Source organism: Bradyrhizobium sp. USDA 4369 (assembly GCF_054056435.1).
This window is the reverse complement of sequence record NZ_JBSRYH010000001.1, coordinates 5,250,701-5,272,285: the sequence shown is the minus strand read 5'-3', so window position 1 is coordinate 5,272,285 and position 21,585 is coordinate 5,250,701. Positions and strand designations below refer to the sequence as shown.

The following is a 21,585-nucleotide window of genomic DNA, read 5'->3' as shown; positions in this document are numbered from 1 at the left end:
GGACGCTTCTGCGCGGAGTCACACGTCAGCGCGGCGCGACCTTTACGCCATCCGCCACCCGGTCGCCGGGATAGATGATCACGACATCGCCGCTGGACACGCCCTCGGCCACCGCCGCGAACCGGCCCGAGCGGCGGATGATCCGCAACTTGCGCAACGCGGCGCGGCCGTCCTCGAGCACGAACACCGACCAATCGTCGCCACGCTTGAACAGCGCGCCGGTCGGAACGATGATCGCATCGTCCTGGGTGAAGACGGCGATCTGGGCATCGAGCTGATAGGCGTCGCCCAGCCGCTGCCATTGTTCGGCCGGCGAGACGATGTCGATCAGCACGTTGACGCGCTGCTCCTCGACGCCGAGCGTGGAGATCTTGGTGAAGGCCGCCGGCTCGACGCGGCGAACCCGCCCCGACAGGCGGCCCGCGCCGCCCCAACGGTCGATCGTGACGTCAGCGCCGGCAGCGATCTCGACCGCATCGGTGCTCAGCACGTCGACGACCACTTCGAGATCATGGGGGTCGCCGAGATCGAGCAGCGCCGTGCCCGGCTGCACCATGGTCTCGCTTTCCTGGGTCACCTTCAGCACCAGCCCGCCGACCGGCGCCGTCACGTTCCAGCTGTCCGCTGGCACGTCGGCATCGGTGTTGCTGCCGTAGCGCGCCAGCATCGCCCGGAGCTGTCCGAGTTCGTGCTGGGCGGCGTGGTCGACATATTCGGCGGCGCGCAGGTCGCGTTCGGCGACGCGCATCGTGAGCTCGGCGCGCTCCTTCGCCTGTATCGTCGCAGCCCCGCTTGCGGCCAGGGCCATGGTGCGCGCGAGATCGGCCGTCGCCTGTGCGCTTTGCGCCTGCGCCCGTGCCACCACCGCCTTGGCGCGTTCGACATTGGCCTCGGCCGCCCCGAGCCGCTCTTCGACCTCGCGGCGGGCGCGCGGATCAAGCAGCGGTGCCGGCGCCGGCGTGATGGTGGCGACCACGTCGTCGGCCTTGACCTGATCGCCAGCCTTGAAGCGGAGACGGCCGAGCCGTCCGGCGAGCGGCGCGGCCACGACATAGCGTTGGCGCACCCGCGTCTTGCCGTCGTCCTCGACGGTCGCAACGAACCGCCCTTTGGTCACCACAGCCGTCTCCACCGGAATGGGACCAGGCATCACCATCCAGCCGACGACGGCAGCGACCGCCAGAGCGATCGACGCGATGACGACACGGCGCAACACAGGACGCATGCTCATTCCCTGGTCTTGAGGGCGGCGACCAGATCGAGCCGATCGACCCTCCTGCGCACGATGATGGCGCTGATCGCGGCGCTGGCCAAGACCACCGCTGTCGCGATCAGGTACGTCCGCGGCGCGATCACACCGGGAATCTGGAAGCTCTCGCTCGAATGCAGCCGCGCGATCAGCGCGATGATGCCGCGCGACAGCAACAGACCGAGCGGAATCCCCAGCGCGATCTCGAGCGCGAATTCACCGAACAGGATGCCGGCGACCTCGCCGCGGGTGAAGCCGAGCACGCGCAGGCTCGCGAGCTCCCAGGCCCGCTCCTGCAGGCTGATGCGGGCGCTGTTGTAGACCACGCCCACGGTGATGATCGCGGCGAAGCCGGTGAGGATCCCCGCGGTGACGAACACGAGGCCCGCGATCTTGTCGATGAAGGATGCAACGGCATAGGCCTTCATCGAGACGGATTCGATCATCGGCAGGCTCTTGAACCGCGCGCCGAGCGCGGGCAGCGTCGCCGGGTCGACATGCAGGCTGGCGGCCGAGATGACCGCGCCTTCGCCGGTGAAGCGGTTCAGCGTGTCAATGTCCACGTAGGACGCCATCCCGATCGCCTCGTCGACGATGGCGCTCACCGGCACATCGCGGCGGCGCCGGCGGCCCTCCATGGCCTCCACGGTGACGAGATCGCCCGCGTTCAACGCCAGCCGCTCGGCGAGCCGCCGCGTCAGCGTGATGCCGTCGGGCGCCGCCACGATCGGACGGCGGGCGGCATCATGCGGACGGCGCAGCTCGTCCGCCGCCGCCAGCCCGATCACCGAGGTCAGGTAGCTGCGCTGGCCGGCGCGCAGCCGCACCGGCACGATGCGCTGACCTTCGGCCAGGAGCACGCCCGGCTGTCGCGCCAGGTCGCGCAACACCGCGCGATCCACCGGATGCGGGAAGGTGATGGAGGCGTTGCCGCGCTCGACCAGGTTGAACTGCAGCTCGATCATCTCGCCGATCGCATCGCGCCAGAAGATTCCGAGCACCATCATCGGCACCGCGAAGGCGATGCCGACGACGGTGAACAGCGAGCGGAACGGACGCCCCGCGACGTTGCGCAGCATCATCATCCGCCGAGCGCGGCGCGCCCCGCCGGGCATGATCCGCTCGATCCAGGAGCGGCGAAACCCCATCGGGACGGCCGGCCGCATCGCTTCCGCAGGCGCAAGTCCGACGACCGCCTGCAGCGCCGTGATGACACCGAGCGACCCAGCCGCGGTGCTGATCGCAACGCCGGCAAGGATCGACCACGGCGCAAGCCGGAACGGCAGCTCCGGCAGGCGAAAGAAGCCGTGGTAGCTCGTGATCATGGCCTGGCCGAAGCCGAAGCCGCCAGCGATGCCGAGCGCCGATCCGATCAGCACGATGACCAGCATCAGCGCGAGGTAATGCAGGGTCAAAGCCGAGGTCGGAAAGCCGAGCGCTTTCAGGGCTGCGATCTGCTCGCGCTGCGCGGCGACCAGCCGCCCGAGCGCGCTGTTGAGCAGGAAGGCGGCGACGCCGAAGGAAAATGATCGGAATGGTGATCGACATCACCTTCTGCTGGTTCAGCTCGTCCTCGAGAAACCGGTTCGACGGCTGGTCGCGCCGCGTGATCGCGCCAATCGACCCATAGGGCTCGAGCAGCCGGTCGAGCTCCTCGATGACGGGCTGTGCATCGGCCCCCGGTGCCAGCGCGACCACCGCGTCGTTGAACGCGCCCTTCATGTCGAAGGCGGCCTCGGCCGCGCTGCGGTCGACCCACAGGATCGCATAGAGGCGATCGTCCGGAATCGGCAATCCCGGACGCACCGCATAGACATATTCCGGCGAGAGCGCGATGCCGGAGACCCGGAACGCCTGCAGCCGGCCGTTGAGCAGCACGCGGATCTCGTCGCCCGGCTTGACGCCATTGGCATCCGCAAAGGCCTCGTTGACCGCGGCGCTGCGCGCGTCGCCAGGCGCGGGCGCCGTGCCGCGGCGCAGATGCAGCCGCGCCAGCGGCTCGTCACCGGCGCGGCTGAGCGAGACGAGGCGCGCCGACACCGGCTGCGCCGCGGCGGGCGCGTCGACGATGACCTCGCGCACGATCCGCGGCTCAGCCGCCAGAACGCCGGCGACGGCGTTGAGGCGGGCGACCAGCGTCAGCGGCGCGCGCTTCAAGGTGACGAAGACCTGCGGAAACCGCGCCTCTGCATAGAACTGCTCGCAGCCAGCGCGCAGCGATTGATAGGTGGAGACCGAGCCGACGAACACGGCGACACCCGCCGCAACCAGCAGGGCGATGGTGATCACCTGCCCGCGCATGGCGCCGATATCGCGCCAGAGCTTGCGGTTGAGCAGGCTCACCACGTCACCTCTTCGGCCGAGAGCCGCCGGGGATTGCGCGTCTCGCCGACGATGCGGCCGCCGCCGAGCCGCAGCACGCGGTCGGCCATGCCGGCGATCGCCGCATTGTGGGTGATGATGATGGTGGTGGTGCCGAGCCGCTCGTTGGCGCGCGCGATCGCGGCCAACACCACCTTGCCGGTCTCGTAGTCGAGCGCACCGGTCGGCTCGTCACACAGCAGCACGTCGGGCGCCTTCACGATGGCACGGGCCACCGCGACCCGCTGCTGCTCGCCACCGGACAGTTGCGAGGGAAAATGGTCGATCCGCCGCTCGAGGCCGACGAGCTTCAACACCTCCAGCGGATCGAGCGGCCGGTCGGCGATCTCGGTGACCAGCTGGACATTTTCGAGCACGGTCAGGCTGGGGATCAGGTTGTAGAACTGGAACACGAAGCCGACATGCTCGCGCCGGTAGCGCGTCAGCTCCGCATCGCCGGCGCCGACCAGCTGATGATCACGCCATTGCGCGTCGCCCGACGTCGGACTGTCGAGCCCGCCGAGGATATTCAGCAGCGTCGACTTGCCTGAACCCGAGGGCCCGAGCAGCACCACGAATTCGCCCTCGGTGATGTCGAGATCGACGTCGCGCAACGCATGCACCTCGACCTCGCCCATGCGGTAGGTCTTGGAGAGCTTGCGAGCGCGAAACACCGGCGAGACACCTCGCCCCTCGGAGCGCGCGGCAGCGTTCATGTCGTTGATGATCGAGGGACTCATCAAACTGTGGTTCCTGCCGCGAGGCACGCGTCGAACGTCCCAAGCATGTTCCCGTGACACTGGACGACATCGCCAAGCATCGGCCAGCAGGCGCCAATGTCCGTTGATGCAGGTCAAGCGGTCGGCATTCCCGGCGCCGAGGCTTGAACTCACGCCTCCCTATGCCCATTCGACGGTTGCGATCACATAGACCAGCAAACCCGCGCCGAGGCAGCGTCGCCACGGATTGACGCCGCGAAAGAGCTCGTCGACGGCCCACACGACAAGGCTGGCCTTGACCAGGCCATCCAGATTGAGACCCATCCGCCCTGGCGGATGCCAGACCCAGCTCACGACGCTTCCCACCAGCACGATCCACAGCGCGGGGTTTGGCATCTGTGCGATCGTGATCTCGCCGGTCTGGCGATTTCGGAAGAACCAATCCAGCAATCGGCGCATCGCACCACCGCGTTCGATGTGAATGACCTGCTTGTTGGCGGGCGCAAGTCAGTACGGCATCACCGTCATGCGCCCGCCCTCATCTATTCGGCTATTCGGCCTCGCGCGCACGCGTGAGGAAGAAGCGCAGCATCTCGCGCGTGGCGTCCGGGCCCTTCGGATCGGTGTAGGAGCCGGCCGGGCTGCCGCCAGACCAGGCATGAGCGGCGCCATGGATGGTCCAGTGCTCCGACGTCACCTGGCCGCGGTCGGTCAGAACCGTCCGCGTATAGGCATGGCCGCCGGGCACGCGGCCGCGTACCATCGACGTGGTCCCGCGCTCGCCGGCGGATCGCGCAATCCGGTCGCCATTGGCCGGATGCACGGTCGTGTCGCGGTCGCCATGAAAGACGATGGTCGGCACGAGCGCGCTGCGCGCGGGCGCGGCGCCGCCCTGACGCATGGCCATCAGCGCCGACGGCAGATCGCGCGCGGCGCCGCAGGCGAGGCCCGAATGGATGCCGGCGGCCGCATACAGGTCGGGATAGGTCGCGGCCATGATGGCAGCCGCAGCACCGCCGGCCGACAGGCCGGCGACGTAGACGCGGCTGCGATCGACCGCGTGGTCCTGCATCACCTGGCGGGTGATGCCCGCGATCAGCGACGGCTCGCCGCCGTCGCGCTGCTGATCGCTGGTACGAAACCAGTTCCAGCATTTCGATGGATTGGCGCCGCTCGGCTGCTCAGGATAGACCACGAAGCAGCCCTGCTCCTCGGCCGCGAAATTCATCCGCGTGCCCGCGGCGAAATCGTCAGGGGATTGCGTGCAGCCATGCAGCATGACGATGAGCGGCAGCGGATGTTCGTGAGTCCTGCTCGGGATCAGCAGCTTGTAGGACCTGTGCCCGGCCGCATTGCTGAAGCTCTGTTCGATGAAGCGCGCGCCCTCCGGCGCGATCTCATGCGCGGCCGGCATCCGCAGGCCGCGACCTCGCAAGCCGATCCCAGCGAGGTCGCGAAGGCCGTCACGACGGACGAAGCGCTTGCGCGCCAAAGCGGACGCGCCTCGCAATGGTATGGCTTGCGTTGGGGAGGCTTGTGTTGCGGAGGCTTGTGTTGAGCTGTGTTGCGCCGAGGGCGGCTGCTCGGCCGCGGACGATGCCGCCGCCGGAGCACCGTCGCCGCGCAGCATCCGCTGCAGCAGCGCCGTGGCCTCGACGAGCTGGCCTGCCCGCGTCAATCGCGTCGCCTCGCGCATGATATCCTGATCGAGCATGGCGCTACCTCATTCTGTCGGCGAGAGCGACCTTGACCGCGGGGGTGGCATGGAGCGCGCCCAGCACCGAGATCGAGGCGATGGTGGCGCGGGCGAGCTCGGGCGTGACGTCGGCGGCGATGGTGGCGAGCCCCAGCACGTTGATCTGCAGCATCTGGCCGGCGCGCTGCGCCGCTTCGAGATCGGCGCGGCTGAAGTTGCGCAGGCCGAGGTCCAGGCTGTGGCGCAGCGTGGACTGCTTGACCACGTCGGCATGCCGGTCGAGCTGGTTGCGGATCGCGGTGCGGATGAAATCGGTGCGGTTGGAATAGAACCCCTCCTGCACCATCAGGTCGATCTGGCCGAGATCGACATAGCCGAGATTGACCGTGATCTTCTCGGTGTCGGGCGCTTTGGCACGGAGCGGGTGGACATTGTCGGGCATCGCGGCGGCATCCCTTCTGCCATCCCATTGGATGGCCTATGGATGGTATATGGATGTCCTTCAGAGTCGTTCAAGGCGCGGGCGGGTCATTGAACGCGGGCACCGCCAAAACGTCACCCGCGATCAGCGCCCCCCGGCAGCCGCCCTGCGCTGCTGGAGACGCGCGACGCTGCGGGAGATCAATGGCCGGACGGGAAGAAACAGCCGGTAACCCAGCTCCAGCACCGCCAGCACGCCCGGCAACGACGCCAGCCGCGCCGCCCAGCGCCATCGCGGCAGCCGCCGCCAGACCTCGACGAAGGCCGCAGCCCCCGAGAGCAGCCGCCCGTCGCCGGCACGCACATGGAACCGCTGCATGGCCTCTTGCTGAGAGAGCCCGTCCGGAGCTGCGGCATCTGCCTTGGAGACGTCGACGAAGCACAGCGCGCCGGCCTCGTCGGTGCGGCTGTAGTAACCGATCTCCGCCCGGCACAGCGGACAGGAGCCGTCATAATAGACGGTCGATTTTGCTTGCTCTGGCGCCACGCGGATCTCCTTAGGGAGAGGACCGATCTCAGCCCTTGCTTCCCAAACGTCTGCGCGAGCGGTTTGGGTCAGCGGCTCCCCGGAATCGTGATCACCTCGGCCCTGACAAGTTCGATTGCCGCCGTCGTCCCGGGCAAGCCGTGACAACGCGGCAGCGTTGGCGCGGCGCCGACCCGGGACCCATACTCCGCGGCGGATGTGCGAGGCACGCTGAAAATGCTCAGCTTGCACGTCAATGTCCGCCGGTGGTGATGGATCCCGGCGTTCTGACGGCGGAGTAACGGTGACAGTGCATAAAACTCAGCATGCCATTACGGAGGCCATTACGGTGACAGTGCATAAAACCGTACCGCCTCCCCGCAACGTCCACCCCCCCCACTCAATCCTCCTCCACCGGCTTCGGCCCGCGTTTGGCAGGCTTGAGCACGCGGCCGGTCTGCTTCTCGAGTCGCGCGAGGAAGCGGTCGCTGCCGATCGGGCGGCCGATGCTCTCGGCTGCGCGCAGGCGAGCGAACAACGCCGCCTCGTCCTCGGGCGCGCCGCCCAGGAGCCCGGCCATGTCGGGGAACATCGCCTTCACCGGCTCACGCGCCGTGACGCCGTCGTCGCGCCCGCGCAGATGCGCGCGCGTGCTCGACCACGCCCAGTCCTGGGCGCGCGCCACCAGCCGGGCCCGCACCGGGTTGAGGCTGACATAGCGCAGCGCAGCCGCCAGATGCGCCTCGTCCATCGCCACCGCGCCGAACCGCCCCTGCCAGAAATGCCCGCTGCGCTTGCGCCGCGCCTGGATGATTCCGGCATAGATGCGATGCACCCGCGACAGCGCCCGGCGCAGGCCATCGGCATCCGACGGCACCAGGATCAGATGCACGTGGTTCGGCATCAGGCACCACGCCCACACCGCGACGTCGGCCGCCTCGCAATGGGTCGCGAGCAGATCGCGGTAGAGCGCGTAGTCGTCGTCACCGAAAAAGGTTCGCGCGCGGCCGTTGCCGCGCTGGGTGACGTGATGCGGCAGACCGGGAATGACGACGCGGGCAAGACGGGCCATGCGCCATCCTGCGCCTGCGGACGACGAATGTCAAATTAAATGCACTGTCACCGTAATACAGGCGCGCATGGGTCGCCTCATGCACGATGGTCGAAGCGATCTGCTCGATGGTCGTGGTGTCCGGCGAGAGATAGCGGCGATCGATGACGCAAGCCTCCAGGGCTTGGTCGTAATGCGCTCGCCCGCTCGCGATGACATCGATCCAGATGCGCTTCAGCTGGCGCGTGATCCGGGCATGGTTGATCGGATCGCGCTCGCGGATCAGTTGCAGCGCCTGGACGACACGAGCGCGGCCAGGGTGAGGCTCGTCTTCCGTACTGCCGACCCATACACCGTCGACGGTTTCACTGACGGACATGCGGAGGAGCAGCCTCGTGCCGATATCCGGCTTCGGCAGCGCTCGTCCGGGATCAGATCCGGCCCTGGCCTGCGTCCGACCCACCCCAGATCTCTCCTGCAAGCTCTGACGCTCCATTGGGCCTCAGGTCATATCTCCTTCGAACCTAATCGGATCCTGTGACCTGCGCCAGTCGTCCTGAGACGACATCCCGGCCGAGCAACTGGCGTGCTGGGTCGAGCTGCCAAAGGATTCGTATCGCCCGAATTTTGTTCTTTCGTTTTTGCAGAAAAATGCTATGCTCCGCCGCATCCCGTCCCACTTGAGGGGCGCATCGCGATCGTCACGAGCGTTGGGTGCGGGATGCGGTGGGCGTGTCGGGTTGCAGCGTGAGCGATCATGCCGACGAACGATCCGATGCGCACGGCGAAATCGTGTGGTCCTGGCATCCCGGTGCTGATGCCAAGCTCGCGCTGCCAAGTTCGACGAGCGCGCGGGGGACGGGGGCAAGACAGCCGATCCCCGGGGAGAGTACGTATAAGCCGTCAGACCATCGCGCGGGGAAGGCCGGATGATCCGGCCTGTACCTGTGGTGACTGCCGCCTGCTTTTTTTGCTGCAGGCGGGCCATGGGTGCGACGGGCACCCGGCCTTCCCCGCGCCCTCATTGTGGAGAGGGCGATCAGACGAGCAACACTCGGACGCGAGATGCGGGCGCGAGGAGGAGAGCGTATGTCTCGGCGCCGCTCATGTCTCACCGTCATTGCGAGGAGCAACGCGACGAAGCAATCCAGAGTCGTCGCGGGATTCTGGATTGCTTCCGCCATCGCCCTTCGGGCTATCGCGGACAAGTCGCTTCGCTCGCGACGACGCTTTCATCTCCGCTGTCGTCCCGGGCAAGCTGCGACAACGCGGCAGCATTGGCGCGGCGCCGACCCGGGACCCATACGCCGCGGCGGCCGTGCGAGGCACGCTGGAAGCGTCGACCTTGCGCGACAATATCCGCCGGTGGTTATGGATCCCGGCGTTCGCCAGGATGACACTGTTTTTTGACGTCTGCCGTGGCCCCCATGCGGATCTTTGAACCTTCCCTCTTCCCACCGGAACACACCCAAGTGCCTCACTCCCGCCCAGACTCGCGGAAAAACCGACTGAATCGCTCCGCTCCTTCCGGTACACTCGCCGCGTGACCCACTCCCCCACGATTCTCATCTTCGACTCCGGCCTCGGCGGCCTCTCCGTGCAGCGCGAGGTGGTGCGCGCCCGCCCGGATGCGCATTACGTCTATGTCGCCGACGACGCGTTCTTTCCCTACGGCCATCACAGCGAAGCGGCGCTGATCGCCCGCGTGGTGCCGCTGATGGGCGAGTTGATATCAGCGCATCGGCCGGATCTGATCGTGATCGCCTGCAACACCGCCTCGGTGCAGACGCTGGCGCCGCTGCGGGCCGCCTATGCCGTGCCGTTCGTCGGCACGGTGCCGGCGATCAAGCCGGCCTGTGCGCAGTCGCGGACCAAACACGTGTCGGTGCTCGGCACCAAGGCGACCGTGCAGCGCGAATACACCCACGCCCTCATCCGAGACTTTGCACAAGGCTGCGCCGTGACCCTGGTCGGCTCGCCGGAGTTGGCCTCGCTGGCCGAAGCCGCGCTCAGCGGTGGCAGCGTCAGCGACGCGGCCATCGCCGCCGAGATCGCCCCCTGCTTCACCGGCGATGCCGACGACGCCAGCGCCCGCACCGATACCGTCGTGCTCGCCTGCACCCATTATCCGCTGCTGCTCGACCGCCTCGAACGGCTGGCGCCATGGCCGGTCGCCTGGATCGACCCGGCGCCGGCGATCGCGCGCCGTGTCGTGGATCTGCTCGGCCCGTCAACAGCAAGCGCCGGCGATGGCGGCGCCACCATGATCCTCACCTCGCAAAAGCCGCATCAACTCAGCCAGGCGCTCACGCCCTATTTCGGCGGCCGCGTGCCGGCCTGACGGAGGCCTCAGGATGTCTGCAACGCCCAAACCGCTCAACCGCCTCAAACAGGCCTGGCGCGACAAGCGGCCGACCTTCGGCGCGATCGCCACCATCCCGAGCATCCAGACCGTGCGCATCATGGCGCAGCAGCTCGACTGGATCATCGTCGATCTCGAGCACGGGCCGATTGATCTCTCCAATGCGCATGCGATGATCACGGCCACATCCGGCACGCCCTGCGTGCCCCTGGTCCGGATCGCCGCCAACGAACCGCATCTCGCCAAGGCGCCGATGGATCTCGGCGCGCTCGGCATCAACTTCCCGATGATCTCCAGCCGCGCTGATGCCGAGAAGGCCGTGCGCAGCGTCCGCTATCCGCCCCGCGGCGACCGGCTCTGGGGGCCGTTCCACGCGCCGTTCCATTGGAACGTGTCGATGGCCGAGTACATGGCGACCGCCGATGACGACATGGTCTGCATGGTCACGATCGAGCACGTCGAGGCGGTCGAGCGCATCGACGAGATCATGGCCACGCCCGGCATCGACATCGCGGTGATCGGCCCGGGGGACCTCGCCACCTCGATCAACAAGCGCGGCCAGCTCGATGATCCCGAGGTGAAATCTCTCATCGCCCGCGCCGAAGCCGGCATCCTCAGATCGGGCGTGCCGATCGGCGGCGCCGCCCGCTCGGCCGAGCAGGCCAATGCAATGATCGAACGCGGCTACGTGGCGCTGGCGCTGGGTTTCGACTGGTCCTTGTTCCAGCGCGGCATTGCCGCAAGCTTCGAGGGCATCAGGCGCTGATTCGGCGCCCGCTGCGGCGCGCCTCAACTTTCAAACGAACAACAATATCGGGGGACAACATCATGATGAAAAAGACGATTTTTGGCCTGTCGCTGGCCGTGCTCGGACTTGGTGCGGCGCTGGCGCAGCAGCCGGCGATCAAGCGCACCCTGCTGCAGAAGACCGATTTTCCGGACGGTTATACCATCGTCCAGGCGATCGCCGAAGTCGCGGCCGGCGGCGCCGCGGGCCGGCATACCCATCCGGGCGTCGAGACCGCCTATATCCTGGAGGGCGAGGCGGATCTGATCGTCGAAGGCCAGCCGGACCGGCGCCTGAAACCGGGTGATTCGTTCCAAATTCCCGCGGGCGTGGTCCATGACGCCAAGGTTCATGGCGACAAGGGTCTGAAAGTGCTCGGTGTTTACGTCGTCGACAAGACCAGGCCGCTCGCCTCGCCCGCGCCATAGGCGAGGGCTTTCGTTGCCCCGTCGCTCGGTGCTAACAGCAGCCGCCGCCGGGGCGACGGACAGGCCACAAAACACGGATCGGGAGTGACGGGTTCAGGATGCGCGGAACAACCAGGCCGATTTCCCTGCACCGCCGTCTGATCATCGATCTGATGCGTGCCTCGCGCGACGTGCCGTTCGTGTCGCTGGCCCGCTCGATTGCGATCGGCCCGCTGCTGGAGGCGCGGGCCGCGGCCGCCTGCCCGCCCGGTTTCGCCGCGCTGTTCGTCAAGGCCTTCGCGCTCGTCGCCCGCGACGAGCCGGTGCTGCGCACGCTCTACGTCAAATGGCCGTGGCCCTGCTTCTACGAGCTGCCGCGCAGCGTGGCGACCGTGACCATCGCCCGGGTCGAGAATGGCGAGGATTGCGTGCTGCCGCAGCGCATCGCCGGACCGGAAAACATGACCCTGGCCGAGATCGACGCCATGATCCGGCAGGGCAAGGAGGCGCCGCTCGGCGACGTCCCGATGTTCCGTAAGATCATGCGGGCGACCCGGTTACCGCTGCCGCTGCGCCGCTTCGCCTGGTGGGTGGGGCTCAGTTTCGGCCGGCAACGGGCCAATTGGTTCGGCAATTTCTCCGTGACCAGCGTCGCCGCCTGCGGCGGCGGTGAGTTGCTGGCGCTGAGCCCGGGGCCGTTCATCATCAATTTCGACGTGGTCCAGCCAGACCAGACGATCCGCCTCCTGATCCGCTGGGACCACCGCGTCACCGATGGGGCCATGATCGCCAGGACGGCCATCCGGCTCGCCCAGGTGCTGAACGGCGAGATCGCGGCCGAGCTGAGGGCCGGACGGTCGTCCGGCCGCGGAGCGGCGGAGGCGGGCCGGGATTGCACCGCTGCACTGGAGAAAATCGCCGTCCCGCAGGAGCCGGAGCGGTGATTTACCGGCGGACGCGGCGGTTAAGGTTTGACAAGTCAGCGGTTTCTCCCTTAAGAACCGCCCTGCTCGCGGGCCGCTTTCGGCCCGCGTTGCGTTTCGCGACCCGTGGCCTCGTCCCCTACGCTTTGGGGATCGGCCTGTCGGTGGACCGGGTTTCCCGGACACACAGGAGGGCGCGTTTCCTCAAACCCGAACGCAAGACTTGAAGAGGACGCGATGACTAAGCGCAGTGAGGCGAAGTACAAGATCGATCGCCGCATGGGCCAGAATATCTGGGGCCGCCCGAAGAGCCCCGTGAACCGCCGCGAATACGGCCCCGGCCAGCACGGCCAGCGCCGCAAGGGCAAGCTCTCCGATTTCGGCGTGCAGCTGCGCGCCAAGCAGAAGCTGAAGGGCTATTACGCCAACATCTCCGAGCGCCAGTTCCACGGCATCTATGTCGAGGCCGGCCGCTTGAAGGGTGACACCGGCGAGAACCTGATCGGCATTCTGGAGCGCCGTCTCGACACCGTGGTGTTCCGCGCCAAGTTCGTCTCGACCATGTTCGCCGCACGCCAGTTCATCAACCACGGCCACATCAAGGTGAACGGCCGCAAGGTCAACATCGCGAGCTACCAGGTCAAGCCGGGCGACGTGATCGAGGTCAAGGAAGCCTCGAAGCAGCTCGCCGTGGTGCTCGAAGCCACCCAGCTCGCCGAGCGTGACGTGCCCGACTACATCGAGGCCGATCACTCCAAGATGACCGCGAAGTTCATCCGCATCCCGGCGCTGTCGGACGTGCCGTTCGCGGTGCAGATGGAGCCGCATCTGATCGTCGAGTTCTACTCGCGCTGATCTTGACCGGACGCAGGTCCGATCACATCTGATGTTCCGAAGGCCCTGGCACGCGCCGGGGCCTTCTTTTTTGGAACTTCGGATGCGGCGAATCGATTCCCGAATGCCACACTTGCCACGAATTCGCCTCACCCTGGGCTGACAGGTCCGCCGTCCCGTGATTCACTGTCGCCAGTTGTAAAGGTGCGGGGCGTTCGTCATGGAGTTCAACAGGCGCACTATCATCTTCGGTGCATTGCCGACCGATGCGGTCGGCGCTCCGCAGCTTCCGCCGTTGCGTTCGCCACCGTTACGCGCACGGCCGTCGGGGATCCGCTACCGGTTCAACGACGGCCTCTATCCTTCGACCGTCTTCGACATTCTTGAACGCTCCTGCTGGCACGTTCAGTCCGATGCGACAGCCCATGTGATCCGCCATCTCGGCACCGGGCTCACCTTTGCCGATGCGCAACTCGGCTATGATCCGTTCGCGCTCGAGCTTCTCCATTGTTTCGATGAGGCCCACGACCAGGCCGACAACTGGCAGACCATGCTGGTCGGCTGGGCCGCGGTGAACATGGGCTGGAACATCAAGCGGCAGCGGCCGGGCGCCGCTTTGCTTCTTTCGCCGTCACGACGCAGCCCGCTGGAGTCCTGGGTGTTCGATTGCGCGAAGGCGCCGCTGCTGGTGACCAAGCCCATCGATATCTCCAGGCCGCTGCGGCCGGATATCTGGCTCGCAGCATGACCGGGATGGCGGCGCGTTTTGCCGGGAGGGCACGAGTTGGGTAAGGTCGCAGCCTGAAAGCCGAACGAGGACTGCCGATGTACTACACCCCGCCCCCGCGTGATCCCAAGGCGCCGCCCGTGCGCGTCAATCTGCTGTCCGACACGCAGACCCGCCCTACCGCCGCGATGCGCGAGGCGATGGCGCGGGCCGAGGTCGGCGACGAGCAGATCGGCGACGATCCGACGGTGCATGAACTCACCGCCCGCGTCGCCGCGCTGCTCGGCAAGGAGGCCGCAGTGCTGATGCCGTCGGGCACAATGTGCAACGTCGCCGCGACGCTGGTGCATTGCCGGCCGGGCGACGAAATCCTCGCGCATGAGACCGCTCATATCATCTCGCGCGAGGGCGGCGCGCACGCCGCGCTCGGCGGCTTCCAGGTGACGCAGCTGAAAGGGCCCGACGGCCAGTTCACGCCGGAGACATTGCGCGCCGCGCTGCATCCGCGCTCGCGCTATCAGCCGCCGCAGACCGTGGTCAGCGTCGAGCAGACCGCCAATATCGGCGGCGGGACGATCTGGAAAAAGGCCGCACTCGACGAGGTCGTGCAGATCGCCAAGGCGAATGGCATGGCGACGCATATGGATGGCGCACGGCTGCTCAATGCGGCCGTCGCCACCGGCATTCCGGCCGCCGAGATGACCGCAGGCTGGGATTCGGCCTGGATCGATTTCTCCAAGGGTTTGGGCGCCCCCATCGGCGGCGTCCTCGCCGGCAGCGCCGCCTTCATCGACGAGGTCTGGCGCTGGAAGCAGCGGCTCGGCGGCGCGATGCGCCAGGCCGGCGTGATCGCAGCCGCCTGCATCCACGCGCTCGATCATCACGTTGATCGACTGGCCGAGGATCACGCCAATGCGCGCGCGCTGGCGCGCGGGCTGGCGCAGATCCAGGGCATCGAAGTGCAGGAGCCCGAGACCAATCTCGTGTTCTTCAAGCCCGACGGCGCCGGCGTGTCCGGCGACAAGATGGTGAGTGAATTGCGCCAGCGGGGCTTGCTACTCGCGATGATGGACGGCCGCATTCGCGCCTGCACCCATCTCGACGTCTCAGCCGCCATGATCGAGGAAACGATTGGCCATGTGAGGGAGATCGTGCGCGCGGCATGAAGGAGCCCGGGGGGCGCTCCGCTCGCGCGGGCTATGTCAGAGCCTCGTAGACCAGCTGCCGCACCTCTTTGGCGATGCGGCCCCGCTGTGACGGCGCCTGCATCATGACGATGACGAACAGATCGTCGGCGGGATAGATGAAGAAGAACGTCCCGCCGACGCCGTCCCAGCCATATTCGCCCGATGGCAGCGGGAGTCTGTCGGCAAGGCGCACCGAGAAGCCGAGGCCGAAACCGCTCTCCGCGCCCGGAAAGTAGAGATCATCGCGACGAATTCCCGCCGCCACGACATGGTCCTGGGTCATCAACGCGACGGTCTCGGGCTTCAGATAGAGCTTGCCGTCGAGCGAGCCGCCATTCAGCAGCATCTGCGCCAGCTGCGCATAGTCGGAGATGGTGCCGATCATGCCCGCTCCGCCCGACTCCCAGCGCTTTCGCCGGAGCGGATCGTCGAGGCCGGCAATGGGCCGATCGAACCAGTCGCGCGGCGAGGGCTCGGCAACGCGGCTGCGCTGGCTCGGGTCCGCGAGGAAAAACGCGGTCTCCCGCATGCCGAGCGGCCCGAGCAGCCGCTCGGTCTCGAACTGAAACAGCGAGCGGCCGGATACGATTTCGATCACCCGCCCGAGCACGTCGGTCGAGTGGCCGTAGTCCCACAACGTGCCGGGCTGTTCGGCGAGCGGCAGCCTGGCGAGGCGCGCAACGAAGGTGGCGTTGTCGATATCGCCATCGAACAGATGCGCATTCGCATAGAGCCGGCGTACCGCCGTCTCGCCATAGAAGCCGTAGGTGATGCCGGAGGAGTGACGCAGCAGATCGAGAATGGTGATCGGACGCGCCAGCGGCGCCCCCTCGACCGTCGTCGTCTCGGCAAAGGCAGGGATGAACTTCGACAGCGGGTCATCCAGGCTGAGCCTGCCGTCATCGACCAACATCATCGCCGCCACCGACGTGACCGGCTTGGTCATCGAGTAGATGCGAAAGATCGCATCCGCCGTCATCGGCGCGCGGCTCGCGGGATCGCGCAAGCCGAAGCTCTGCAGCAACGCCGGAGTGGCGTGCTGCTGCACAAGAACAACGGCGCCGGGAATGTTGCCGGAGGAAACCTCGTTACGGAAGTAGTCGGAAACGCGATCGAGCCGCGCCCGATCGAGCTGACGCGAGGCCCCGCCCGCCTGGGCAAGCACCGGCAGCATCGGCGCCGCGACGAGCCCGCCGAGCAACGCGCGGCGCGAGAGCAGCCGGATCTTGCGAGCGGGTTCGTCTGCGATCGCCCGCATTCACGTCGCGTAGCCGCGGTTGATGATGGCCTCGCTCAGCGCCTGCTCGTGCAGCTCAGCACTCTGTTCGGAGAAGCAGCAGAACACGATCTGCGACAGCGACGTCTCCTCGCGGATCGCCTCGATCGCCGCCAATACCGCGATCGAGGCAGCGAGATCGGCGGGGAAGCGGAAGATCCCGGTCGAGATCGCGGGAAACGCGACGGAGTCCAGCAAATGCCTGTGACACAGCTCGATCGAACGACGATAGCACGACGCCAGCAATTCCGGCTCGCCGCGCTCGCCGCCCTGCCATACCGGACCCACCGTATGGATCACGTGGCGGGCCGGCAACCGGTAGCCCCGGGTGATCTTGGCCTCGCCGGTCTTGCAGCCATGGAGCATGCGGCACTCCATCACGAGATCCGGCCCCGCCGCGCGGTGAATGGCGCCATCGACGCCGCCACCGCCGAGCAACGACGAGTTTGCGGCGTTGACGATGGCGTCAACGCCGAGCTTGGTGATGTCGGCTGTGATGACCTCGAACTGGGTCGCGCCGATCTTGCGGACTGGATAGCTCAGGCCGAAGCTGCCGTGCCGACCGGAATGCCCTTGTCGGTGAACAGCTGCTGCAGCTCGCCGCTCTGGAACATCTCGCGCACGATGTCGCAACCGCCGACGAATTCACCCTTCACATAGAGCTGGGGGATGGTCGGCCAGTTGGAAAACGTCTTGATGCCGTTGCGGAGCTCGGCGGATTCCAGGACGTTCAGGCCCTTATAGCCGACGCCGACATGGTCGAGAATCTGGACGACCTGACCGGAAAATCCGCACTGCGGAAATTGCGGCGTCCCCTTCATGAACAGGACGACGTCGTTCGACTTCACTTCGTTGTCAATGAATTGCTCGATGCTCATCTTCGCTTCCTCTAGGGCGCCTCAAGGAACGCCTGGGGCTCGGTGCCGTCCTCCACCAGGGACGCATTCCGTCCCGGCTGACAGGCCACTTCCCTATATGTAGCGCAAACCGTTGTTCAGCCATAGTAAAATGCCGAGGATCAGCCGCCCCAAGGCCAGCCCCCGCCCCGCCATAGGCTGACGGCAGCAATATTATAGCCGCCGCGAGGGTTTTATCCCGCAACCAAGCCCCCATTTAGGACGAACTGTCCGGAGGAACTTGTTCCTTCGAACAACGTTCTCTCCACCCAAACGGAGACCCGCGTGACCAGTTCAGCCTCCGCCACGGCCTCGTCCCCCGCCACAGCCACCTTGCAGACATCGGTCCACGGCTCCGTGGCCGGGAGCCTGATCGACGCTTTTCTGGCGGTCCGTGGCGAAACCGAGCGACGGGCCGCTCCGCTCAGCCCCGAGGATCAGGTCATCCAGTCGATGCCGGACGCCAGCCCGGCGAAATGGCACCGAGCCCATACGACCTGGTTCTTCGAGCAATTCGTGCTCGGCGGGCATTGCCGTGGCTATGCCCCTTTCCACCCGGATTATGCCTTCCTGTTCAATTCCTATTACGTCAGTGCCGGCCCGCGGCACACCCGCGGCGAGCGCGGACTGATCACCCGCCCCGGCGTGGCCGACATCGCCGCCTATCGCCGGCATGTCGATGCCGCGATGGTCGACTTCCTGGGCCGTGCTGATGCGGCAACCTTGCAGGCGGTCGCGCCGCTCGTGGAGGTCGGCCTCAATCATGAGCAGCAGCATCAGGAGCTGATGCTGACCGATATCCTGCACGCATTCGCACAGAACCCGACGGCACCGGCCTATGATCTGGCATGGCGCTTTCCGGTCAGGACAATCACCGGCGAGGCGTGGGTTGACCTCCCGGAGGGCATTCACACCGTCGGCCATGCTGGCGAGGGCTATCATTTCGACAATGAGGGTCCAGCGCATCGGGCGCTGGTCGGGCCGGTCAAACTCGCGCGCAACCTCGTCACCAATGCCGAATGGCTCGCCTTCATGAACGCCGGCGGCTACGAAACGGCGACGCTGTGGTTGACGGACGGCTTCGCCACTGCCACGCGCGAACGCTGGCAGGCGCCCGGCCACTGGTACAAGGTCGAGGGCGAATGGCGCATCATGACGCTCGGCGGCCTCCAGCCGGTCGATCCCGACGCACCGGTCTGCCACGTCAGCTATTATGAAGCGGACGCCTTCGCCCGCTGGCGCGGCAAGCATCTGCCGACAGAGATGGAGTGGGAAGTGGCCGCGCGCGGCCATCACCTCAACGATGCCTTTGGCACGGTCTGGCAATGGACCCGCAGCGCCTACAGCCCCTACCCCGGTTATCGGGCTATTGAAGGGGCGCTCGGCGAATATAACGGCAAGTTCATGGTCAATCAGCTGGTGCTACGCGGCTCATCGCTTGCGACGCCAGCAGGCCACAGCCGCGTCACTTACCGCAACTTCTTTTATCCGCAACATCGCTGGCAATTCACGGGGCTGAGACTCGCCGATTACGGCTAGCCGTCAGTGTCAATGCCCGACAACCGCGCCCGTGCGCGTCCTGGAGAGTATCATGAACGTCCACGTCAATGCTCTGGCCAATGCCCATCTCCCGGACGCCAAGACATCGGCCTTCGCGTCAGATGTGATGGCGGGGCTGACGCAGCAGCCCAAGCAATTGTCACCGAAATATTTCTACGACGCCGCCGGATCGGATCTGTTCGAGCAGATCACGCGGTTGCCGGAATATTATCCGACGCGCACCGAGCTTGGCATTCTCAGAGATCGGGGTGCAGAGATTGCCGCGATCATCCCCGAGGATGCGGCCCTGATCGAGTTCGGCGCCGGCGCGACCACCAAGGTACGGCTGCTGCTCGAAAACTGCAGCTTTGCGGCCTACGTCCCCGTCGATATTTCCGGCGACTTCCTGACCGCGCAGGCCGAGAGCTTGCGGCACGATTTCCCCGATTTGGCGGTCCACCCCGTCATCGCCGACTTCACCACGGCCTTCAATCTGCCCCACGCGATCGACGGCAAGCCCAAGGTCGGTTTCTTTCCGGGATCGACGATCGGCAATTTCGAGCCCCATGAAGCCTGCCGTTTCCTGCGCTCCGCGCGGGAGATTCTCGGCACCGGCGCCCTGATGATCGTGGGCGTGGACCTGGAAAAGGACGAGCGGGTCCTGCATGCCGCGTACAACGATGCAGCCGGCGTGACCGCCCGCTTCAATCTCAATCTGCTGCTGCGGATCAACCGCGAGCTCGGCGGCAATTTCGACCTGTCCGCCTTCGTCCACCGTGCCATCTACAATCGCGAGCAGCACCGCATCGAGATGCATCTGGTCGCGCGCAAGCCGCAGACCGTGCGCCTGCTCGGCACAACGATCGCGTTCCGGGCCGGCGAGAGCATTCACACCGAGAACAGCTACAAATACAGCATCGCGCGGTTTGGCGCGCTGGCGCGCGGCTCGGGCTGGAGCGTGCAGACCGTGTGGACGGATGCCAGCGAGATGTTCTCGGTTCAGGCGCTGGTCGCCGAGGCGTGAGGCTCCGGCTTCGCGCGCAACGACAGCGTCTCCCATAGCGCGACGATCGCGAGCAGCGCGCTCGTCAGCGCCGAGAGCAGCAGCGGCGACAGCGCGGTCGCGAACCAGCCGAGTCCGACCAGCGCAAGCAGGCCTGCGCCGTGAGACAGCTGGAGGAATCCGCGCGCTTCGCGCTTGAACAGGATGGTCCCGACGAGAAAGACGAATGGCCCTCCGATCGTGACGGCGACGGTCTTGAAGTCGCTATGTCCGAGGGGATGCTTGAGGACAATCTCGTCAGCCACGGCCGACACGATGATGCCGGCGACGATCGGCATATGCAGATAGGTGTAGGCCGATCGGGCAACGAGCCCGGACTGGGTCGATCGCGAGATCATCTCGGAGCCCGCCTCGGCACCGCGATTGAAATACACCGCCCACATCGCGACCGTACCGATGAAGGCGCTGGCAAAGGCGGCGATGTTGGCGCCGGACCAGTCGAGCTCCGCGAAGGTGGCACCGGTGACGACGATCGATTCTCCTAGCGCGATGATGATGAACAGCGCGCAGCGCTCCGCCATATGGCCGCCCTCGACCATCCAGTCTTCCACGGTCGAGCCGCCGAGACCCGGAACCCAGAAGCGAACGGCCGGCGAGATGTATTCCAGCGTGAGCGCAGCGCCCCAGAGCGCCATCCGCGACGCGCCCTCGGCCAGACCGCCGAGCAGCCAAAGCACGGCGGATGCGCTGAGCCAGGCCAGAATGCGGGCGGCGTTGCGGCGGACGGCCGATCGCTGTGGCGGCGTCGCGGTCAGCCAGAAGGCGGTGCGGCCGACCTGCATCGCGGCATAGGCGATCGCGAACCACAGGCCGCGATCCTCGAACGCCCGCGGGATCGACATCGACAGCACGAGGCCGGCCAGCATCAGCGCAAACAGCAGGCCGCGAACGAGCGCCTTTTCAGGATCGAGCCAGTTGGTCACCCAGGCGGTGTAGACCCAGACCCACCAGACCGCGAGGAACAGCATCGCTGTCTGCGCCGCGCCGAGCGGCGTGAAATGGCCGATCAGATAGTGCGAGATCTGCGTCACCGCGTAGACGAAGACGAGATCGAAGAACAGTTCGACGAACGTCACACGGCTGTGCTGGTTCGGCTCCAGAACCCGGAACAGCGCACCTCGCGGATTCTCCACTCCCACCTCCCCAAGGTGCGCGCCGCAGCGTCAGCGCTGATCTGGGACCCCTGTCTGCAGAGCGAGGGCGTGCAGCACATCTCCCATCTGGCCACGCAGCGATTGATAGACGAGCTGATGCTGCTGCACGCGGGACTTGCCGCGGAAGGCCTCCGAGATCACCGTGGCGGCGTAATGATCGCCATCGCCTGCGAGATCACGAATTGTCACCTGGGCATCAGGGATGGCGGCCTTGATCATCTGCTCGATATCGTGGGCATCCATGGGCATCCGATCAATCTCCTTCTATGCTCGGTCAGAGGCACCTTGGCTGATACAGCGCCCGACCTTGGAGTGGGCCGTCGAATGCAGCGAATCAAGGCACTCTCGCGCGACCGTGATGGCCGAAATTAGCCCGAACTGCTTTCGAGGTCACGTCCGGACCCACTA

23 protein-coding genes and 1 pseudogene are annotated in these 21,585 nt (G+C 66.5%); 9 read left to right on the top strand and 15 right to left on the bottom strand.

Annotated elements, in window-relative coordinates; all coding sequences use genetic code 11:
- Window positions 1–25: 25 nt before the first annotated feature.
- The 10 genes and pseudogenes from ACVIJ6_RS23855 to ACVIJ6_RS23810 form a co-directional block, all read right to left on the bottom strand.
- Window positions 26–1,225, bottom strand: coding sequence for an efflux RND transporter periplasmic adaptor subunit (locus ACVIJ6_RS23855; protein WP_456777069.1), 1,200 nt, complete (start codon window positions 1,223–1,225; stop codon window positions 26–28).
- A 2-nt stretch (window positions 1,226–1,227) separates the two neighbouring features.
- Entirely contained in the window at window positions 1,228–2,727 is a 1,500-nt protein-coding gene (locus ACVIJ6_RS23850; RefSeq protein ID WP_456777068.1) for an FtsX-like permease family protein, read from the bottom strand.
- Between the two features lie 223 nt (window positions 2,728–2,950).
- Window positions 2,951–3,550: pseudogene (locus tag ACVIJ6_RS23845) on the bottom strand (ABC transporter permease); the annotation flags it as partial.
- A gap of 38 nt (window positions 3,551–3,588) precedes the next feature.
- A complete protein-coding gene (locus tag ACVIJ6_RS23840; protein ID WP_456774693.1) occupies window positions 3,589–4,350 on the bottom strand; it encodes an ABC transporter ATP-binding protein in 762 nt (253 codons plus the stop codon).
- A gap of 159 nt (window positions 4,351–4,509) precedes the next feature.
- Window positions 4,510–4,788 (bottom strand): hypothetical protein, encoded by a 279-nt coding sequence (locus ACVIJ6_RS23835; RefSeq protein ID WP_456774692.1) that lies wholly within the window; start codon window positions 4,786–4,788, stop codon window positions 4,510–4,512.
- 91 nt (window positions 4,789–4,879) lie between these two features.
- Window positions 4,880–6,043, bottom strand: coding sequence for an extracellular catalytic domain type 1 short-chain-length polyhydroxyalkanoate depolymerase (locus tag ACVIJ6_RS23830; protein WP_456774691.1), 1,164 nt, complete (start codon window positions 6,041–6,043; stop codon window positions 4,880–4,882).
- A 4-nt stretch (window positions 6,044–6,047) separates the two neighbouring features.
- A complete protein-coding gene (locus tag ACVIJ6_RS23825; RefSeq protein WP_456774690.1) occupies window positions 6,048–6,467 on the bottom strand; it encodes a CopG family transcriptional regulator in 420 nt (139 codons plus the stop codon).
- Window positions 6,468–6,590: 123 nt separating this feature from the next.
- Window positions 6,591–6,992, bottom strand: a complete 402-nt coding sequence (locus tag ACVIJ6_RS23820; RefSeq protein ID WP_456774689.1) for a thiol-disulfide oxidoreductase DCC family protein — start codon at window positions 6,990–6,992, stop codon at window positions 6,591–6,593.
- 379 nt (window positions 6,993–7,371) lie between these two features.
- Window positions 7,372–8,043 carry a transposase gene (locus ACVIJ6_RS23815; RefSeq protein WP_456774688.1) on the bottom strand — a complete coding sequence of 224 codons (672 nt, stop codon included), beginning with the start codon at window positions 8,041–8,043 and terminating at the stop codon, window positions 7,372–7,374.
- Window positions 7,955–8,518 carry a hypothetical protein gene (locus tag ACVIJ6_RS23810; RefSeq protein WP_456774687.1) on the bottom strand — a complete coding sequence of 188 codons (564 nt, stop codon included), beginning with the start codon at window positions 8,516–8,518 and terminating at the stop codon, window positions 7,955–7,957. The genes ACVIJ6_RS23815 and ACVIJ6_RS23810 overlap by 89 nt, the downstream gene beginning before the upstream one ends.
- 1,047 nt (window positions 8,519–9,565) lie before the next feature.
- Between ACVIJ6_RS23810 and murI the strand changes: the two genes are divergently transcribed.
- The 7 genes from murI (at window position 9,566) to ACVIJ6_RS23775 (ending at window position 15,228) form a co-directional block, all read left to right on the top strand.
- Window positions 9,566–10,363 (top strand): glutamate racemase, encoded by a 798-nt coding sequence (gene murI / locus ACVIJ6_RS23805; protein ID WP_456774686.1) that lies wholly within the window; start codon window positions 9,566–9,568, stop codon window positions 10,361–10,363.
- A 13-nt stretch (window positions 10,364–10,376) separates the two neighbouring features.
- Entirely contained in the window at window positions 10,377–11,150 is a 774-nt protein-coding gene (locus tag ACVIJ6_RS23800) for an HpcH/HpaI aldolase family protein (protein ID WP_456774685.1), read from the top strand.
- 62 nt (window positions 11,151–11,212) lie between these two features.
- On the top strand, window positions 11,213–11,599 hold the full coding sequence (locus ACVIJ6_RS23795; RefSeq protein WP_456774684.1) for a cupin domain-containing protein: 387 nt from the start codon (window positions 11,213–11,215) through the stop codon (window positions 11,597–11,599).
- Between the two features lie 98 nt (window positions 11,600–11,697).
- The gene (locus ACVIJ6_RS23790) at window positions 11,698–12,522 is read left to right on the top strand and encodes an acyltransferase (RefSeq protein ID WP_456774683.1); all 825 of its coding nucleotides are present in this window, start codon (window positions 11,698–11,700) and stop codon (window positions 12,520–12,522) included.
- 216 nt (window positions 12,523–12,738) lie between these two features.
- On the top strand, window positions 12,739–13,356 hold the full coding sequence (gene rpsD, locus ACVIJ6_RS23785) for a 30S ribosomal protein S4 (RefSeq protein WP_011925811.1): 618 nt from the start codon (window positions 12,739–12,741) through the stop codon (window positions 13,354–13,356).
- Window positions 13,357–13,555: 199 nt separating this feature from the next.
- Window positions 13,556–14,083 (top strand): hypothetical protein, encoded by a 528-nt coding sequence (locus ACVIJ6_RS23780; protein WP_456774682.1) that lies wholly within the window; start codon window positions 13,556–13,558, stop codon window positions 14,081–14,083.
- Window positions 14,084–14,160: 77 nt separating this feature from the next.
- Window positions 14,161–15,228, top strand: a complete 1,068-nt coding sequence (locus tag ACVIJ6_RS23775) for a threonine aldolase family protein (protein WP_456774681.1) — start codon at window positions 14,161–14,163, stop codon at window positions 15,226–15,228.
- A gap of 31 nt (window positions 15,229–15,259) precedes the next feature.
- On the opposite strand, the gene ACVIJ6_RS23770 is transcribed toward ACVIJ6_RS23775, so the two are convergent.
- From ACVIJ6_RS23770 to grxD, 3 genes are read right to left on the bottom strand one after another with little or no spacing between them, the layout of a single operon-like run.
- On the bottom strand, window positions 15,260–16,507 hold the full coding sequence (locus tag ACVIJ6_RS23770; RefSeq protein ID WP_456774680.1) for a serine hydrolase domain-containing protein: 1,248 nt from the start codon (window positions 16,505–16,507) through the stop codon (window positions 15,260–15,262).
- Window positions 16,508–17,068 carry an O-acetyl-ADP-ribose deacetylase gene (locus tag ACVIJ6_RS23765; protein WP_456777067.1) on the bottom strand — a complete coding sequence of 187 codons (561 nt, stop codon included), beginning with the start codon at window positions 17,066–17,068 and terminating at the stop codon, window positions 16,508–16,510.
- Window positions 17,065–17,403, bottom strand: coding sequence for a Grx4 family monothiol glutaredoxin (gene grxD, locus ACVIJ6_RS23760; RefSeq protein WP_006609190.1), 339 nt, complete (start codon window positions 17,401–17,403; stop codon window positions 17,065–17,067). The genes ACVIJ6_RS23765 and grxD overlap by 4 nt, the downstream gene beginning before the upstream one ends.
- Before the next feature lie 303 nt (window positions 17,404–17,706).
- On the opposite strand from grxD, the gene egtB reads away from it, so the two are divergent.
- Window positions 17,707–18,960, top strand: a complete 1,254-nt coding sequence (egtB, locus tag ACVIJ6_RS23755; RefSeq protein ID WP_456774679.1) for an ergothioneine biosynthesis protein EgtB — start codon at window positions 17,707–17,709, stop codon at window positions 18,958–18,960.
- Window positions 18,961–19,012: 52 nt separating this feature from the next.
- A complete protein-coding gene (gene egtD, locus ACVIJ6_RS23750) occupies window positions 19,013–19,984 on the top strand; it encodes an L-histidine N(alpha)-methyltransferase (protein ID WP_456774678.1) in 972 nt (323 codons plus the stop codon).
- Here the strand turns inward: egtD and ACVIJ6_RS23745 are convergent.
- Window positions 19,960–21,162: a low temperature requirement protein A gene (locus ACVIJ6_RS23745; RefSeq protein ID WP_456774677.1), complete on the bottom strand. Its 1,203-nt coding sequence runs from the start codon at window positions 21,160–21,162 to the stop codon at window positions 19,960–19,962. The two genes, egtD and ACVIJ6_RS23745, sit on opposite strands and share 25 nt — an antisense overlap.
- A gap of 24 nt (window positions 21,163–21,186) precedes the next feature.
- The gene (locus ACVIJ6_RS23740; RefSeq protein WP_315719345.1) at window positions 21,187–21,426 is read right to left on the bottom strand and encodes a BolA family protein; all 240 of its coding nucleotides are present in this window, start codon (window positions 21,424–21,426) and stop codon (window positions 21,187–21,189) included.
- Window positions 21,427–21,585: the final 159 nt, after the last annotated feature.

Coding starts and splice junctions, on each gene's coding strand:
- ACVIJ6_RS23855 (WP_456777069.1), bottom strand. CDS start 1,225: ATGCGTCCTGTGTTGCGCCGTGTCGTCATCGCGTCGATCGCTCTGGCG.
- ACVIJ6_RS23840 (WP_456774693.1), bottom strand. CDS start 4,350: ATGAGTCCCTCGATCATCAACGACATGAACGCTGCCGCGCGCTCCGAG.
- ACVIJ6_RS23835 (WP_456774692.1), bottom strand. CDS start 4,788: ATGCGCCGATTGCTGGATTGGTTCTTCCGAAATCGCCAGACCGGCGAG.
- ACVIJ6_RS23830 (WP_456774691.1), bottom strand. CDS start 6,043: ATGCTCGATCAGGATATCATGCGCGAGGCGACGCGATTGACGCGGGCA.
- ACVIJ6_RS23825 (WP_456774690.1), bottom strand. CDS start 6,467: ATGCCCGACAATGTCCACCCGCTCCGTGCCAAAGCGCCCGACACCGAG.
- ACVIJ6_RS23815 (WP_456774688.1), bottom strand. CDS start 8,043: ATGGCCCGTCTTGCCCGCGTCGTCATTCCCGGTCTGCCGCATCACGTC.
- ACVIJ6_RS23810 (WP_456774687.1), bottom strand. CDS start 8,518: ATGGAGCGTCAGAGCTTGCAGGAGAGATCTGGGGTGGGTCGGACGCAG.
- ACVIJ6_RS23800 (WP_456774685.1), top strand. CDS start 10,377: ATGTCTGCAACGCCCAAACCGCTCAACCGCCTCAAACAGGCCTGGCGC.
- ACVIJ6_RS23795 (WP_456774684.1), top strand. CDS start 11,213: ATGATGAAAAAGACGATTTTTGGCCTGTCGCTGGCCGTGCTCGGACTT.
- ACVIJ6_RS23790 (WP_456774683.1), top strand. CDS start 11,698: ATGCGCGGAACAACCAGGCCGATTTCCCTGCACCGCCGTCTGATCATC.
- rpsD (WP_011925811.1), top strand. CDS start 12,739: ATGACTAAGCGCAGTGAGGCGAAGTACAAGATCGATCGCCGCATGGGC.
- ACVIJ6_RS23780 (WP_456774682.1), top strand. CDS start 13,556: ATGGAGTTCAACAGGCGCACTATCATCTTCGGTGCATTGCCGACCGAT.
- ACVIJ6_RS23775 (WP_456774681.1), top strand. CDS start 14,161: ATGTACTACACCCCGCCCCCGCGTGATCCCAAGGCGCCGCCCGTGCGC.
- ACVIJ6_RS23770 (WP_456774680.1), bottom strand. CDS start 16,507: ATGCGGGCGATCGCAGACGAACCCGCTCGCAAGATCCGGCTGCTCTCG.
- grxD (WP_006609190.1), bottom strand. CDS start 17,403: ATGAGCATCGAGCAATTCATTGACAACGAAGTGAAGTCGAACGACGTC.
- egtD (WP_456774678.1), top strand. CDS start 19,013: ATGAACGTCCACGTCAATGCTCTGGCCAATGCCCATCTCCCGGACGCC.
- ACVIJ6_RS23740 (WP_315719345.1), bottom strand. CDS start 21,426: ATGCCCATGGATGCCCACGATATCGAGCAGATGATCAAGGCCGCCATC.